Origin of the sequence: Mesorhizobium denitrificans (genome assembly GCF_003403035.1) — a bacterium.
Taxonomy (GTDB): domain Bacteria; phylum Pseudomonadota; class Alphaproteobacteria; order Rhizobiales; family Rhizobiaceae; genus Mesorhizobium_G; species Mesorhizobium_G denitrificans.
Window position 1 is genome coordinate 45,125 of record NZ_QURN01000018.1, and the last position, 15,076, is coordinate 60,200.

Genomic DNA, 15,076 nt, shown 5'->3' on the forward strand with positions numbered 1-15,076 from the left:
AGGAATTGGCGTCGTTCCATTTGCTTCTCTCCCTGAAGCTATGATGTTCGCCGCGCAGTCGGAGCCTGTGCGAGTTGTTGTCTCACCCATTCGACGATTTGTTGGGTGTTCATAGCACCGGAGATACGCCCAATCTGGGGAGCATAAAAAAGCTGGGGGTCATTTCGGCAATGCGGTAGCGTCGTCACTATGTCTGACGATGACACGATGGTTGTGTATCAGCTCAAGGTGAGCTTACGAGGAATTTCGCCAATGATCTGGCGCCGGTTGCTCGTGCCAGCGCGAATGACCCTCTACGAACTGCATCGCGCAATCCAGATCGCGTTCGGTTGGGAGGACTATCATCTGCATGCGTTCAAGTTGCACAGCCGTGAGTACAGCACGACAAGGACAGGTGAACGCCACCGCGATCCGTCTGGCAGCGAGGTCATGCTCGCCAACCTGCAGCTACGGCTCCGTCAGCGCATCATCTACGAATACGATTTTGGTGACATGTGGGTTCACGAGGTACGCGTTGAAGCGAAGCTGAGACAAGAGGACGGCAAAACTTGTCCGGCCTGCATTGGTGGCGCGCGTGCGGGCCCGCCCGAGGACGTAGGCGGTCCATTCGGCTATTACGCACTGCTCGCTCGATTGGCAGACGAAGAATATGAAGACGATGGACTATCGGCCTACGATGCCGAACGGTTCAGCCTGCGTGAAGTCAACGCCGCTCTGAAGCGCGAACTGGCAGAGCGCTGACGGCCGACGACAGGGTATCGCTCCGCATGCTTTCATCTCCTGGTGGAGAAAGGGAGGGCGTGAATGCGGTTCGCAATTCAACTCGTAACTAGCAAGGCCGACACTGCGGTTGAAACGCAAGAGATCTTCAGCTTCGACCGGATGGATGAAGAGTTGTCGATCCACGATCTCGGTCTGGCGCTGACTGAAGCAAAGTCTGCTTTGGCGGCGCTTCAGGTCGCGATCGCCAATGCGCAGGTGATGAACTACTCGCTGCGCCAACGACCTTGCTCAAGTTGCCGCTGTCTCAGGTCACTGAAGGATAATCGCACAATCACAGTGCGCACGTGCCTGGGTAAGATTGTCCTACCGAGCCCCCGATACGAACACTGCCGATGTCGATCCGGGTCTGGGGCTATTGCGCCCGTCGCTTCCGCTCTACCCGAACGCGTCACGCCAGACCTTCTTGCGCTTGAGGCGCGTTGGGCCTCCCTCGTTTCTTACGGCGTGACGGCTGCTCTACTGTCGGATGTCCTTCCGATCGGTGAGGCTGTGAATGCTTCAACGATCCGGAACGACGCGCTGCGCATCGCAGAGCGGCTTGAATCCGAACTCGGACCAGAACAGGAGGTTTTCATCAGCGGCCATCGAGCGGAATGGAATAACATGCCGATCCCTGAACCACCGGTGACGATTGGCATCGACGGCGGTTATGTCCGCAGCTGGACCAACAGACCAACGAATTTCGAGGTGATCGTCGGCAAGTCTGTTCCCGAGGAAGGGCCGGCTCGTCGATTTGGCTTCGTTGTCGGGCACGACGAGAAGCCCAAGCGCCGGCTCCACGAGATTCTCGTCGATCAAGGTGTTGCGATGAACCAGGAGGTGACGTTCATGTCGGACGGTGCCTGCAACTTGCGTGATCTCCAACGGTACATGCGCCCCAACGCGGAGCACGTCCTCGACTACTTCCACATCACAATGCGCATCACCGTGCTGCAACAGATGGCGCGCGGCATGCCTGCGGAGCTCAGTGCGATATCGCCCGCGGCAGTCGCCGTGCTCGAAAGCATCAAGCGGCATCTTTGGCATGGGAATGTCGACCGGGCACTCGCACTCGTGGAGGATTTTGGTGACGGCTTTGATCTCATCCGTGATCCGCCGCCTGAAGTGCGCAAACTGCGCCGGTATCTGGAAGAATTCAGTCGCTACATCGGCAACAATGCCGACTTGATTCCCAATTACGCCGAACGCCACCGCTATGGTGAGGTCGTCTCGACCGCGTTCGTGGAGTCGACCGTCAACCAGGTCATAGCCAAGCGCTTCGCAAAGAAACAACAGATGCAATGGACCCAGCGCGGCGTTCATCTGCTCATTCAGTTGCGGACACGCGTGCTCGACGGCACCCTCGACACCGACTTCAAGCGCTGGCGCGTGCAGCCGAGCTTGCCGGAAAATGCAATCAAACTCGCGGCCTGACGACCCCCAGCTTTTTCATGCTCCCCAGATCGGGCTGTATGCGATTTATCTTCTGTTTCGCGAGGCGCAGTTGACGGATGCGATGGTCGATCTTCTGATCGAGACGGTCCACAAGATCGGCACGCGCTCGAAACGCAAGGTCGTGAGCGATATCGCAAAGGACATCGAGCGGGTCTACGGAAAGGAACGGCTGCTGGTCGAGATCGCCAGCGCCTCGATCGAGGAACCGTCCGGGCGCGTCTGCGATGTGATTTTCCCGATTGTCGGCAAGGATAAGCTGGCGGCGATCGTCAAGGAAAGCCAGGCGAAAGGGGCGCTTGATCGGCGTATATATAAGGTGATGCGCTCTTCCTGGGCCAATCATTACCGGCGCATGCTGCCCAGCCTGCTTTCGGTTCTGGAATTCCGGTCGAACAACACCATGTGGCGCCCGGTGCTTGCGGCGCTCGACTGGATTCGGAGCAAGATGGATGACGGCTGCCGGTTCGTGCCGGTGCAGGACGTTCCGATTGATGAGGTTATTCCCGCCAGGTGGCGCAGCTCCGTCATCGACGACGATGGGCGTGTTAACCGGATCAGCTACGAGCTTTGCGTTCTCACGTTGTTGCGCGACCGCATTCGCTCCAAGGAAATCTGGGTCGTTGGCGCGGACCGTTACCGGAACCCTGACGACGATCTTCCCAAAGACTTCGAAATCCGGCGTGACGCCTACTATTCCGGCCTCAACCTGACACCAGACGCGAGGACGTTTACGTCTGCCATCTGTTCAGAGCTTGAGCGGGAACTGTTGCTCCTCAATGCCAATATCCCGGACAATGATAAGGTCCGGCTTCTGTGGCGTGGCGAAAACCGCATCTCGATCACACCGTTCAAGCCTGCACCCGAGCCGAAAGGCCTCGATGCGATCAAAGGCGAGATCGGCGGACGCTGGCCGATGACCGGGCTGCTCGACGTGCTGAAGGAGGCTGCACTCGATACCGGCTTTCTGCCGGAGAAGCCGCCGTCCGCCGCAATAGCCCTGCATCTGATCATCGAGAACTTCAACAAACATGGCCGGGGCAGAAAGCCCGCTCGTGAGCGCATTGAGGCGATGCTGAAGCGTGATTATCAGATGCAAAAGACCGGTAACTGTGATTACACTCTGACCATCACCTATGACCGCGAGCCCGATGGCGTCAGCCTGGATGATGAAATCGAAAATCTCCAGACAGAGATGTTCAACATCGCCGAGAGCTACAGGTGCTCCATCGAGGTCGATATCCACGAAATCGATGGTGACGAACGGTCCTGGTAGGCACGAACGTTCAACATTCGTTCTTCAACTTGGCCAAAATCGCAGCTTCGGGCCGACTGGGCCGGCCAGGCGGTCGAGCACGCCGAGTGAGGGCGTGCGCTTCAGCGTCACCAGCAGGAAGGCCTGGATGTGGCCGTCGTGGAATTGGCCGGTATCGGCGCGGTAGCCCCGAATGACGCCGGCCTTTCCCAGCCGCGTGACGCGCTCGGTGCGCGACAACCCGATGCGCCCGGCTAGCGACTTCATGGGGATGCGCGCTTCCTTTGTGAGAATGCTGAGGATCGTCCGGTCGATGCTATCCGCGCCCTCCATGATGCAGTACGCCTCTTCGGGCTCCGGTCTGTCGGGCGCAACGCCCGGTGAAAGGTTATTACGTCACGAGACGGCAAAGCATAAATTCAAGTGACGGACTCGGGGGCCGAGCGCGGAGCCACGCCATGCCGCAGCCCGCACATGGGCCGCAGAGGCGCGGGATGTTGCCTACCGCATCAAGAGCAAGCCGGCCCGCGATGTCCTGAATGCGCTCTACAGTGCTATTGCGAGCCGAAAGCGACGGAGAGCAGCGAGCTCGCCACCGTGGGAAAGCACTGACGCCTTCTCCGCACACCGCCGTCACATGGCGGGCTCTTCGAAGCGCGGGAAGAGGACCTTGTCCTCAAGATGCATGTGCTCCACGACATCGTCGACGAACTTCCGCAGGCCCGTATATAGCGCGGTCCACGAGCCACAGGCCTCAGCTGGCAACGCCATGCCGTGGGCGGCGTGCTCGATGTCGCGCAGAAGCCGGGCGGCATCCTCATGCTCATGGCGCATCTGCGTGAGCGGCTGGGAGATGCGCACGGTATGGCCCTGCCGCATCAGCGGGAAGACGATCTGCTCCTCGCTCGTCATATGCCTTTCCAGTTCCTCGCCGAGCGCGCTCAAGGCCCGCGCGAGCCCGGACGGCGCAACCGGATGATCGCCGTGGACGCGCTCGACCTTCTCGGCGAGCGGGATCAAGAAGGCGAGTTCCTGCCGATGGGTGTCGTGATAGCGGGAGACGAGATGCTCGATCAGCGCTTCCGTCTCCTGCGGCGCATCGCGGCCCGCCGCCTGCTGGAGCGCAGCAAGCTCGGAGAGCAGATCCTCCGGGGACAGGCCGGCACGCTCGGCCGCCTCGCGCAGCGGCACATTGCCCCCGCAGCAGAAATTGATCGCCGAGCGACGGAACAGATCGGCGGCCCCCGGCAGCTCCGTCGCGACGATCGTCACGGTCATGTCAAGTGAAAGCGTTTCCATCCTGGCTCCTTTGCTGTTGCGCGTCCCTTTCCCCCATCTTTTGCGCAACCGGAAGTCCCCTGTCTTTGACCCGGCACAAAGAGAAGGCAAGCGCGGTGGAGGATGATGAGCACCATCGGCTTTGCCTCGTGCCGGGCACGCTGCAGCGCGCCGCCGTACTTTTCCTTTCAGGCAACAGGAGGATACCATGAACGATGACACGCTCTCCGCCGCCGACATTCGCCGCCTGGAGACGCTCCACCAGAGGCTGCTCGACCTCTGCCTGATGCTTGAGGAAGCCGCCGGCGAGCCGGATTTCGGCGGCGAGCTTTCGAGTATCGCCGAGGCAGTCCCTCCCGCCCTGAAGGCAGTGCAGGATATGGAGGAACGCCTGCTCTTTCCCGATTTCGACCGCCATGCAGGCTCCTGCTTCGCCGCCATGACCATCGAGCGCCTCAAGGCCGAGCACCGTTTCGACCGGCTGGCGGCGGACGAGCTTTCCCTGACGCTGAAAGCCGCGTCGGACGGTCGCTGCGCGCTATCGCACGAGACCCTCGCCCGCATGATCACCGGCTTCCAGGAGGCGCTACGCCGTCACGTATTCTCCGAGAAGGTCGTTCTGGAGGCCTTGCTCTCCGCCAAGGCCGAAACGCGCAGTGTCTTCGCCTGAAAGACGACCTGACCCTCCCACCGCCTGAAGGTCGCGGACGCGTCGGTTCAGGTGCGGACGCGTCAGGAAGGCTCTCGCGCCTCATACCGCATCGCACTCAGCACGGGAAAAGGGGCGGGCTTCAGCAAAGCCGGCAGATGGGCCGTAAGAAACAGCATCCAGGCGGCGGACCAGCCGATACCCGCCACGGTCAGCCATATCGGCGTTTGCCCGGGCAGTTCCGCCAGCACGCGCGCGACGGCCGCACAGAATACGAGCCCAAGGCCCCCCCAGTGCCGGCGGCGGGGCTGAAGCTCCGCCCCCGCCGGCCGCCGCATCGTCACGCGGGCGGCGACCGCAAGGATCATCGGCCCTATGGTCGCCATGGTCAGGCCGTGCACCTCAACCAGTTGCGGCACCATCCCTGACCGCGCCGCGGCGATGGCAAGCACCCCGGGAACGAGGCCGGCATAACCGAGGCACAGCATCCGGTTCGCCTGCCCGAGCCGGAGACCGTCGAGGCTATGGACGACGACCCAGAGCATCGCGGCAATTAGCGCGAGCGTTCCGAGGATGCCCTCCTGCAGGAGGCCTGCTCCCAGCAAGGCAGAACCCAGCCAAAGCGGGGGTCTTTCCAGTGCGCCAAGACCGCGTCGGCGACGCGCCTCGGTCACGAAGGACGGGACGAACCGCCCGCCGATGATGAAGACGAGGGTTGCAATGGCCACGGGAAGAAGTCCGGCAAGATCCGGCCGGTCGAGAAGCCACGCCTCTGCCGCGACAAGCATCAGCGGCACCATCGCCAGGGGCACCTTATCCCATCGTCTCGCCTGAAATACCGGCCACGGGATCATCAGGGCCACCGGCAGCGACAGCAGCATGAGCGGCCAGAGGTCCCTCGGAAAGCCCAGCGACGTCAATCGCGCACCGAGGGCGAGCGCCGCCATGAAAAGCGCCGGCATCGGAGGCTGGCGTCCCGTCCAGGCCTTCTGTGCCGTCAGGACATAGCCGCAGATAGCCGTGCCGGCGAAGCCGAACAGTCCCAGCCTGGCATGCGCAAGCCTTGGGTCCTCAAGCGAGAGGAGCCAGAGCCACGGGAGCGCCGCAGCCGTGAAGGCCGCAAGCGCAAAGAACACGCCCGCCGGATGGAAAATCAACAGCAAGCGGCTTTTAACAGCGTCCTTCATTCGCTATGCCTTCTGGCACCGTCCGCAGGGCGCCTCAGCTTGACGACGAGGGCGCGGGCCGGAAAGCCCTCACGCGAGCCGGATCCGTATCGATCCATCCCGCCCCGATCAGGTCGAGGCAATAGGGCACCGCGGCGAAGACAGCATCGAGGCTGAATCGGATTGAACCCGGCTTTCCCGGCAGGTTAATGAGCAGCGTCTTGCCGCGGGTTCCGGCCAACTGCCGCGAGAGAATTGCGGTTGGCGTCTGCTCAAGGCTTGCGCGCCTCAACTGCTCGCCGAAGCCCGGCAGCTCCCGTGTCACCACTTCGCGCATGGCCTCCGGTGTCTCGTCACGCGGAGCGGGTCCCGTTCCGCCGGTCGTGAGGATGAGGTCTGCATGCTCCTCGTCGCACAATGCCAGAAGCGTGTCGCGGACCGGCTCGACACCGTCGGGAATGGTCCGCCTGACGATTTCAAACGGCGTCACGACCGTCTCTCGCAGCCATGCCTCGACGGCGGGACCACTCAGGTCCTCGTACTGTCCGCGGCTGGCGCGATCCGATATCGTAACGACAGCGATAAGCATGTCTGGTCTCCGGGAGCGCCCGTCAAGCCGGCGTCAGGAAGAGGGAGGAAAATCCGCTGGCGGGGTAGACCGCGCGGACCGGCTCGGCGCCGGGGAGAAGCGAGAAAGGTTCCAAGCCTTCGAGCAGTTCGTCGAAAACGATATTCAACTGCATCCTCGCCAGTTCCGCTCCCGGACAGATATGGATGCCCGCGCCATAAAGCAGGTTCTGCGACTGGTCGCGCCGGAGGTGGAACTCTTCCGAATCTGCGAAAACTGAGCCGTCGCGGTTTGCCGACGCCCACATCACCGTTATCCGATCCCCGGCCTCAAGCGTCCGCCCGCCGATGGTTACCGCTCGCGTGGCGACGCGGCGATTGGAGATCAACGGCCCGTGAAGTCGCAGGATTTCGTCGATCGCCTGTGGAAGCGCGCCCCGATCCCGGTGAAGCCGGTCCTGGATATCGGGGCGCCCGGCGAGGAAATGCAGGATAATACCAACGCAGGCCGCGATGGTCCCAAGCTCGCCCACCGTCCAGTTGCGCAGGATGCTGACGATCTCGGCATGGTTCAGCCGCTTGCCGTCGACGGTCTGGCGGAGCAGGCAGGTGGTGAAGTCGTCGACGCCGGCAGCGCCGCCCCCTTCGCGCATCGCGAGTTGCGCGCGGATATGACCGTCGAATTCAAGCGCGACGGTCGCCATCGCCTCGGTATCGCGGGCAAGCGTCGCCGCACGGTTCCGGTAGATCCATTCCAGCAGTGGGACATGCAGGCTTTGGGGCCAGCCGAGAAAACCGCACTGGATGCGCACCGCATAGGGCTCGGCGAAGTCCCTGATGACATCGCAGGACGGGTTGGCGCGGAGATGCTCCACTAGCTCACGCGCGATCCGGCGGAAGGCGGGCTCGAACGCCGCGATGTATTCCGGCGCGAAATAGGGCTCTATCATCCGGCGGTGGGGCGTATGCTCTGGCGGGTCCATTCCGTTCGGAACCGAAGGGTGCCGTGAAACGACATTACTGAAGGTTTCGTGTTCGCCGAGAACGCGCAGGACATCCTCGTGACGGAAGAGGGACCATCCGAGATAAGCGCTATATGCGACCGGACACGTTTCGCGCATCCGGTCATACGCGCCGATTTGGTCGCGCTGGATCTCGGGGCTTCGCGGGTCCCAATCAGCCGGGCATTTATTGATCTGTTGCCCTGACCCGCAGGCCTCGCGGACGTCCGTTGCCATTCTTTCCCACCGCTTCTGTTGTTTGCGGTACGTAGTGCAGCAGGGGTTGACGTTCTTTGTCGTCACACAAAGAATTTTGCAATAGTGATACTTCGGCATGGAAATGAAAAGAAAAGCGGAAATGCTCTAGTGCAAGTGCGAGGTGCCTTGCGCAGAATGCCGACGAGATCGTTTGATGCAATCACCGGCCACAATGGCAGCCAGCATCAACACGCCTATGCCGCATAATAAAGGGCAAGTGTGCGCTGGAATTCCCTTTCATGGAAATTACGCGCTTCCAAGCCCTCGGGATCTCCTGCAAAAATGCCCAGGGCCTCCGCCGTTACGAAAAACCCGCGGGCGGGCAGCCTTTGCTGCAATCTGCTGACACAAAGCGCTGCAAGCAACGGTCGACCGGCCAGGGCATCCTCCGCCATGAGAACTTCGAGCGCCTGCGCTACGCGATGAATGGTTTGCGGCGGCGTCAAGCCAAGTCGATCGGCGAGTTCCCTGTAAGTGACCGGCTCGCCGGTCCGGGCCTGCTCGATGAGAACCACTCGCAAGCGGTCCTTTAGCATCCCTCCGTCTTCGCTGTGCATCATCTATACAGCCGCCTGCCACGCCGCGACACGGACGAATTCCGGATCATCGGCATGGTCCAACAGCATGCGCGCCACACGATCCTGCCAGTGCTTCGCGAATCGGGCCTGCTCTTGCCGTCCGCCGATCCCGCTGCGACCTTCGGGAAGAGCATCCTCATCGCCGCATCCCGCTGCACCCGTGGAGCTTTCCGCCGGAACCCAGGGCAATCGATATCCGAACGGCCATGGAACGCGCCGTTTCATGTCGTCAAAAGAGTCGTCCGGATGGCAGCGGTCGTAATCCTCCCGCACGAGCGGTTCCAGACGGGCGCGTTCGGCATCGTCCCAGGTGTGGGCAGGTTCCTGGTAATTACGCGGCATTTTGCTCACTCCTTCTCATTCGTAACGCCCTCATTCGTAACGCCCGTTTGCGCGCAAGCGGCGCACGAAGCCTTAGATGCGAAGGCCCAGTGGTCGCCTAGCCCCTATTGTCAGGCTCAATCAACCTCGCTGTCATGTGCACGTCGCCAGATAAAGACCCACCCCTAAATCTCAGCGCGCCTCCCGGAGCGGAGCGTACGTAGGCTATCGATCAATTCCGCCGCGAAACCCTGAGCGCGATCCCGTTCCAACTCGTCGGTCGCGGTCTCGCCAAGGTCGAGATAACAATCGGTTAGAAGCTCGCAGAGCGATAGGATCTGCTCAGTTGCCGCATCGGGCACCGCTTCAAGAAGCGGTGCAGATGCAAATGGGGTTCCGGCAAGCGATTCAGCACGCAGCCGGGCTTGTTCGGCCAAGGTCTGCAATTTACCGATCTTCTGCTCACCAGCAACCTTGGCGAGGTGTCGGAACTGCTCGGCAAGCCGCGTTTCCAGCGCCCGCAAATTGGTGCTCGCAGCGTCGGTCGTCCTGCGACGCTCACGATGAAAGGCACGCCTGCGTTCGCTCCTGAGCTTTGCGACGTGGCCCAATTCTTCTCGCGCCATGCGCTCGGCAGCATTGCGGATCGCGTCGGATTTCGCGTGCGCGGCGACATAAGTCCAGAACGCAAAGGCACGTTCTTCATTTCGCACCGCCATGGAAAAAGCGCGGTAGGCGCTGAGCATGTCAGGTGCGACCATGCTGGCCCCCTCGTCGTCAAAAACGTCTTCGGGAGGATGTATCATCGCCTCACGCGGCTGACCGGACGCCTCTTGCCAATCATCCACCTTTGCGAGATGACCCTCTTCCTCTACAATTAGTTTTTCGAACACTACGGCGAGATCGGGACGATCCATGCTTCTCATGCGCGCCGCTAGCGCGACATAGCCATCGATGGATTCTTGCTCCATAGAGCGGGCTAATGCCAACAGTTCATTCATCGATGCGACCTCCCAAGGATCGCTTTCCGTTGTCGGCATGTTTATCTCCTTCGTCGTGCAATCGTTGTCGCATAGACCGTGTTTTGCAACAATTTGTTTTGGAGCGTTTGATTTCCCTCATAGAAGCTCTAGACTATTCATGAAATTCGGTATGTCACTGTAAACATTAGAAAGACGGTATTAATGGCGTCGTTCGAAAACAAACAACGCGCATGGCTACTGAGCATCTTGTGGATGTCCGTCTTCGTTGTCGCCTGGATGAATGCCGCCCCTAGTGCGGCGGCGAACCTGTTACCAAGCTATCTCGAGGAGCTTCAGCCAAGTGAACTTTTTGAGGGCGCAGACCGGTTCGGCGCGGTAGAAGGCGATCCGCCTATCGCGCCAGTCTATAAGGGCGAGGAATTGCTCGGCTATGCCTATCTGAATTCCGATTTCACCAGCTCCATCGGCTATTCCGGCAAGCCTATCCATATCGTCGTCGGTATCGAGCGATCGGGCATTATTCGCGGGATCAAGCTCGTCGATCACAAGGAACCGATCGTACTGATCGGCATTCCCGAGAAAGACGTAGTCGCCGGCCTGAACTCGATTATCGGCAAGGATCTCGGCCGCGTCGCCGCCGGTCAGGAGCGCCCGCCGCAAGTGGACATCGTCAGCGGCGCCACCGTGACCGTGCTGGTGATGAGCGACAGCGTCGTGCGGTCCGCGGTGGCGCTGATCCGCAGCAACCGGCTAAGCGGGGAAAGCGTTGCGAACACACAGGCGGTAACTGAGAAGAGGACGCTCGATCTTTCGAAAACGGAAGCAAGCGACTGGGAGACACTGCTCGGTGATGGGTCGATCCGAAGCCTGCGCCTGACAGTCGGCGAAGTTTCGAGTGCGTTCGCGGATGCCGGTCACGCGGAGGCGGCGAAGAAGCCGGAAACACCGCAGCCTGAAGACAGGTTCATCGATCTCTACATTGCCCCTGTCAGCGTGCCGGTTATCGGGAAGACGCTGCTTGGCGAGACGGGCTATCAGCGGCTCCAGTCCCGGTTGAAGCCGGGCCAGTCGGCTCTCCTCGTCGCGGGCGACGGCGCCTATTCGTTCAAGGGCTCCGGCTATGTCCGGGGTGGCATTTTCGACCGCATCGAGTTGCTGCAGAACGGCCAGGGTTTGCGGTTCAGGGATCGCAACCACACCAGGATTTCGGCTTTCGCAACGGACGGCGCCCCTCGTCTGCGGGAGATCGCCCTTTTCGTCGTGCCCACCGATTTCCAGTTCGATATAACTGAACCATTCGAACTGCAATTGCTAGCGCAGCGCAGCACCGTGGCGCGTGACAAGGCTGCTATCGCTTTCAATCTTGGCTATACGCTGCCGTCTTCCTACTACACCGTTACCCGGGTGGTGACGCCCGTCGCGGCGGCCAGGACCGAAACTTCCGCCGAAGAACCGGCGGTGGTGACCCGGACCGAACCACTACCCGACGCGCCGCCGCTCTGGGTCAACATCTGGGACATGAACCGGGTGACGATGGCCATCACCGTGGCCGCCCTTCTCGTGCTCACCGGAATTTTCTTTTTCCAGGACTGGCTAGTGAAGCGGCCGAAACTGTTTGCGTGGGTCCGCACAAGCTATCTCGTTTTCACCCTAGTTTGGCTCGGCTGGTACGCCAATGCCCAGCTTTCCGTGGTCAATGTCCTGACGTTCATCAATTCGCTCGTCACGTCGTTCCGGTGGGAGTTCTTTCTGGCAGCGCCGCTGATCTTCATACTCTGGGCCGCGGTTGCCGCCGGCCTGCTGTTCTGGGGACGTGGCCCTTTCTGCGGCTGGCTCTGCCCGTTCGGAGCGCTGCAGGAACTGCTCAACAAGATTGCCGTAAAGCTGAAGATCCCGCAGGTGAAGGTGCCATGGGGCCTGCACGAGCGCCTCTGGCCGATCAAGTACATCATTTTCCTCGGGCTTTTCGGGCTGTCCTTCTATTCGATGGCCTATGCCGAGATGCTGGCCGAAGTGGAACCGTTCAAGACGGCAATCATTCTGAAGTTCGCCCGCGAGTGGCCCTTCGTCATCTTCGCTTTGACGCTTCTGGCCGCCGGCCTGTTCATCGAACGTTTCTACTGCCGCTATCTCTGCCCGCTTGGTGCGGCGCTGGCCATTCCCGGCCGGATCCGCATGTTCGAATGGCTGAAGCGCTGGCCCGAATGCGGCACGCCATGCCAGCGTTGTGCCAAGGAATGTCCTGTGCAGTCCATTCATCCGGAAGGCCAGATCAATGTCAACGAGTGTATCTATTGCATGCATTGCCAGGAACTCTATCACGATGATCATCGCTGCCCGCACATGATCCAGGTCCGCCTGAAACGGGAGAAGTTCATGGCTCTGTCGACGCCGGCATCGCGCGGTGAAAGCCCGCCCAGAACCGTCGTCACCCACAATGGCGAAGCCATAAAGAAAACATGAATTCGGCAGCGGACAGACGTCTGGGCCAACAACACCAGCAACAAGGGAAGACACCATGTCCAACGACGATACCCAACCGCGCCTGAACAGACGCCAGCTTCTGGGATCAACCGCCGCCGTCGCGGCTGCAGGCGCTGCCACCGCCGGTGGCGCGCTGACCTTTGCCGGCGGCGGCACGCCCGCGAAGGCCGCCACCAGCGGAGAATTGCCCTACGAGGTCAAGCCCGGCGAACTGGACGAATATTACACGTTCTTCTCCAGCGGCCAGAGCGGCGAGGTCCGCATTGTCGGACTTCCATCGATGCGCGAATTCATGCGCATTCCGGTGTTTAATCGGTGCAGCGCCACCGGCTGGGGCCAGACCAATGAAAGCCTGAAGGTGATGACCGAAGGCCTGCGTCCCGAAACGATCGAGTACCTCAAGGACAAGGGCGGCGTCTATCACAACGGGGACCTGCACCACCCGCATCTGTCCTTCACCGACGGCACCTATGACGGTCGCTATCTCTATGCGAACGACAAGTCCAATACCCGGGTCTGCCGCATCCGCCTCGACGTCATGAAATGCGACAAGATCATCGAACTGCCGAACCAGCACACCGTGCATGGCCTGCGCGTTCAGAAATACCCTAAGACCGGCTATGTGTTCTGCAACGGCGAGGACGGTGTGCCGCTGCCGAACGACGGCAAGATCCTCGACAAGCCCACCGAATATTTCTCGATCTTCTCGGCGGTCGACGGCGAGACCATGGAGGTTGCATGGCAGGTGATCGTCGATGGCAACCTCGACAATGTCGATGCCGATTACCAGGGCAAATACTGCTTTGCGACCTGCTACAATTCCGAAAAGGGCGTCACGCTCGAAGAGATGATGTCGAAGGAGCAGGACTGGGTCGTCATCTTCAACATCAAGCGGATCGAGGAAGCCGTCGCCAAGGGCGACTTCAAGGAAATGAACGGCGTACCGGTGATCGACGGTCGGGCGGGATCCGCCTACACCCGTTATGTCCCGGTTTCCAACGGCCCGCACGGCATGAACACCGCCCCCGATGGCATCCACGTGGTCGCCGCCGGCAAGCTATCCCCGACCGTCACGGTGTTCGACGTGCGCAAGTTCGACGATCTCTTCGACGACAAGATCAAGCCGCGCGACGTGGTGGTCGCCGAGCCGGAACTCGGCCTCGGTCCGTTGCACACGGCTTATGACAACAAGGGCAACGCCTATACGACGCTGTTCATCGACAGCCAGATCTGCAAGTGGAACATCGAGGACGCCAAGCGCGCCTTTGCCGGCGAGAAGATCGATCCGATTCGCCAGAAGCTCGACGTCCACTATCAGCCGGGCCACAACCATACCTCCATGGGCCAGACCAAGGAAGCCGATGGCAAGTGGCTGATCTCGCTGAACAAGTTCTCGAAGGACCGGTTCCTCAACGTCGGCCCGCTGAAGCCCGAATGCGATCAGTTGATCGACATTTCCGGCGATCAGATGGTGCTTGTGCATGACAACCCGACCTTCGCCGAACCTCATGACGCAACGATCGTCCATGCCTCGAAGATTAACCCGGTGAATGTGTGGGACCGCGCGGATCCCTTCTTCGCCGATGCCGTGGAACAGGCCAAGAAGGACAATATCGACCTGCTCATCGACTCGGAGATCATTCGCGACGGCAACAAGGTGCGCGTCTATATGACCTCGTCGGCGCCGGCGTTCGGGCTCGAATCGTTCACGGTCAAGCAGGGAGACGAAGTCACTGTGTATGTGACCAATATTGACGAGGTAGAGGACCTGACGCACGGCTTCTGCATCGTCAACTACGGCATCAACATGGAGGTCGCGCCGCAGGCTACCGCCTCGGTGACGTTCAAGGCCGACCGGCCTGGCGTCTACTGGTACTATTGCTCGTGGTTCTGCCATGCCATGCACATGGAAATGAAGGGCCGCATGCTGGTGGAGCCTAAATCGGCCTGATGCGGTACCGACTGGCAAAACTCTGGATGGCGGCCCTTCTGGCCGCCATTCCTTCGGCTGCGCTGGCTGCGGAATGGATCGTCACACCCTCCGACGGACCGACGCTGTCGGCCGTTCTTAAAGCGGCGGCTCCGGGCGACAGGATACGCCTCAAGCCGGGCCGGCACGACGGGCCGCTGGTCATCGACAAGCCGGTAACGCTCGACGGCGAGGATGGAGCCAGCATCGTCGGCAACGGCGAGGGCAGCGTCGTCACCATCGAGGCGGAGAAGGTTACAGTGCGCGGCATCGAGGTCACCGGCTCGGGCATGAACCTGTCGACGCTGGATTCCGGCATCTTCGCCGCCCGGACGGCGACCGGCGCGATCATC

General features: G+C 60.9%; 13 protein-coding genes and 2 pseudogenes. 8 read left to right on the forward strand and 7 right to left on the reverse strand.

Annotated features, from left to right (window positions below; genetic code table 11):
* The first annotated feature begins 189 nt into the window (after positions 1-189).
* The 3 genes and pseudogenes from DY251_RS19075 to DY251_RS19085 form a co-directional block, all read left to right on the forward strand.
* On the forward strand, positions 190-741 hold the full coding sequence (locus DY251_RS19075; protein WP_116625500.1) for a plasmid pRiA4b ORF-3 family protein: 552 nt from the start codon (positions 190-192) through the stop codon (positions 739-741).
* 153 nt (positions 742-894) lie between these two features.
* Positions 895-2,196, forward strand: coding sequence for an ISKra4 family transposase (locus DY251_RS19080; RefSeq protein ID WP_245416042.1), 1,302 nt, complete (start codon positions 895-897; stop codon positions 2,194-2,196).
* Between the two features lie 19 nt (positions 2,197-2,215).
* Positions 2,216-3,208 (forward strand): annotated as a pseudogene (locus DY251_RS19085) (Tn3 family transposase); the annotation flags it as partial.
* Positions 3,209-3,550: 342 nt separating this feature from the next.
* On the opposite strand, the pseudogene DY251_RS19095 reads toward DY251_RS19085, so the two are convergent.
* Both DY251_RS19095 and ric read right to left on the reverse strand, forming a co-directional pair.
* Positions 3,551-3,802: pseudogene (locus DY251_RS19095) on the reverse strand (Lrp/AsnC family transcriptional regulator); the annotation flags it as partial.
* Positions 3,803-4,102: 300 nt separating this feature from the next.
* Positions 4,103-4,768, reverse strand: a complete 666-nt coding sequence (ric, locus tag DY251_RS19100; protein WP_116625503.1) for an iron-sulfur cluster repair di-iron protein — start codon at positions 4,766-4,768, stop codon at positions 4,103-4,105.
* Positions 4,769-4,955: 187 nt separating this feature from the next.
* Here ric and DY251_RS19105 point away from each other — a divergent pair, with 187 nt between their 5' ends.
* The gene (locus DY251_RS19105) at positions 4,956-5,417 is read left to right on the forward strand and encodes a hemerythrin domain-containing protein (RefSeq protein ID WP_116625504.1); all 462 of its coding nucleotides are present in this window, start codon (positions 4,956-4,958) and stop codon (positions 5,415-5,417) included.
* Between the two features lie 62 nt (positions 5,418-5,479).
* Here the strand turns inward: DY251_RS19105 and DY251_RS19110 are convergent, their stop codons facing one another.
* The 3 genes from DY251_RS19110 to DY251_RS19120 are packed head-to-tail and all read right to left on the reverse strand — an operon-like array spanning position 5,480 to position 8,367.
* Positions 5,480-6,583: an NnrS family protein gene (locus DY251_RS19110; protein WP_116625505.1), complete on the reverse strand. Its 1,104-nt coding sequence runs from the start codon at positions 6,581-6,583 to the stop codon at positions 5,480-5,482.
* 34 nt (positions 6,584-6,617) lie between these two features.
* On the reverse strand, positions 6,618-7,151 hold the full coding sequence (gene mog / locus DY251_RS19115) for a molybdopterin adenylyltransferase (RefSeq protein WP_116625506.1): 534 nt from the start codon (positions 7,149-7,151) through the stop codon (positions 6,618-6,620).
* Positions 7,152-7,173: 22 nt separating this feature from the next.
* Complete coding sequence (locus DY251_RS19120) at positions 7,174-8,367, reverse strand: cytochrome P450 (RefSeq protein WP_116625518.1); 1,194 nt, start codon at positions 8,365-8,367, stop codon at positions 7,174-7,176.
* 260 nt (positions 8,368-8,627) lie between these two features.
* Here DY251_RS19120 and DY251_RS21505 point away from each other — a divergent pair, with 260 nt between their 5' ends.
* On the forward strand, positions 8,628-8,921 hold the full coding sequence (locus DY251_RS21505; RefSeq protein ID WP_158553282.1) for a hypothetical protein: 294 nt from the start codon (positions 8,628-8,630) through the stop codon (positions 8,919-8,921).
* Positions 8,922-8,948: 27 nt separating this feature from the next.
* On the opposite strand, the gene DY251_RS19130 is transcribed toward DY251_RS21505, so the two are convergent.
* Positions 8,949-9,308: a hypothetical protein gene (locus tag DY251_RS19130; protein WP_037094324.1), complete on the reverse strand. Its 360-nt coding sequence runs from the start codon at positions 9,306-9,308 to the stop codon at positions 8,949-8,951.
* A 164-nt stretch (positions 9,309-9,472) separates the two neighbouring features.
* Complete coding sequence (locus DY251_RS19135) at positions 9,473-10,327, reverse strand: ferritin-like domain-containing protein (protein WP_037094322.1); 855 nt, start codon at positions 10,325-10,327, stop codon at positions 9,473-9,475.
* A 195-nt stretch (positions 10,328-10,522) separates the two neighbouring features.
* On the opposite strand from DY251_RS19135, the gene DY251_RS19140 reads away from it, so the two are divergent.
* From DY251_RS19140 to DY251_RS19150, 3 genes are all read left to right on the forward strand, one after another.
* The gene (locus tag DY251_RS19140) at positions 10,523-12,733 is read left to right on the forward strand and encodes a 4Fe-4S binding protein (protein ID WP_425373321.1); all 2,211 of its coding nucleotides are present in this window, start codon (positions 10,523-10,525) and stop codon (positions 12,731-12,733) included.
* A 55-nt stretch (positions 12,734-12,788) separates the two neighbouring features.
* A complete protein-coding gene (gene nosZ / locus DY251_RS19145; protein WP_116625508.1) occupies positions 12,789-14,705 on the forward strand; it encodes a TAT-dependent nitrous-oxide reductase in 1,917 nt (638 codons plus the stop codon).
* Positions 14,705-15,076, forward strand: a 372-nt coding sequence (locus tag DY251_RS19150; RefSeq protein WP_425373322.1) for a right-handed parallel beta-helix repeat-containing protein, incomplete at its 3' end; no start/stop codon positions are given. The genes nosZ and DY251_RS19150, both read left to right, overlap by 1 nt.

Bases quoted from the DNA above. Each gene is read 5' to 3' on its own strand.
- DY251_RS19110 (WP_116625505.1), bottom strand. From the start codon at position 6,583: ATGAAGGACGCTGTTAAAAGCCGCTTGCTGTTGATTTTCCATCCGGCG.
- nosZ (WP_116625508.1), top strand. From the start codon at position 12,789: ATGTCCAACGACGATACCCAACCGCGCCTGAACAGACGCCAGCTTCTG.
- DY251_RS19130 (WP_037094324.1), bottom strand. From the start codon at position 9,308: ATGCCGCGTAATTACCAGGAACCTGCCCACACCTGGGACGATGCCGAA.
- DY251_RS19120 (WP_116625518.1), bottom strand. From the start codon at position 8,367: ATGGCAACGGACGTCCGCGAGGCCTGCGGGTCAGGGCAACAGATCAAT.
- DY251_RS19140 (WP_425373321.1), top strand. From the start codon at position 10,523: ATGTCCGTCTTCGTTGTCGCCTGGATGAATGCCGCCCCTAGTGCGGCG.
- DY251_RS21505 (WP_158553282.1), top strand. From the start codon at position 8,628: ATGGAAATTACGCGCTTCCAAGCCCTCGGGATCTCCTGCAAAAATGCC.
- DY251_RS19105 (WP_116625504.1), top strand. From the start codon at position 4,956: ATGAACGATGACACGCTCTCCGCCGCCGACATTCGCCGCCTGGAGACG.
- DY251_RS19135 (WP_037094322.1), bottom strand. From the start codon at position 10,327: ATGCCGACAACGGAAAGCGATCCTTGGGAGGTCGCATCGATGAATGAA.
- ric (WP_116625503.1), bottom strand. From the start codon at position 4,768: ATGGAAACGCTTTCACTTGACATGACCGTGACGATCGTCGCGACGGAG.
- DY251_RS19075 (WP_116625500.1), top strand. From the start codon at position 190: ATGTCTGACGATGACACGATGGTTGTGTATCAGCTCAAGGTGAGCTTA.
- mog (WP_116625506.1), bottom strand. From the start codon at position 7,151: ATGCTTATCGCTGTCGTTACGATATCGGATCGCGCCAGCCGCGGACAG.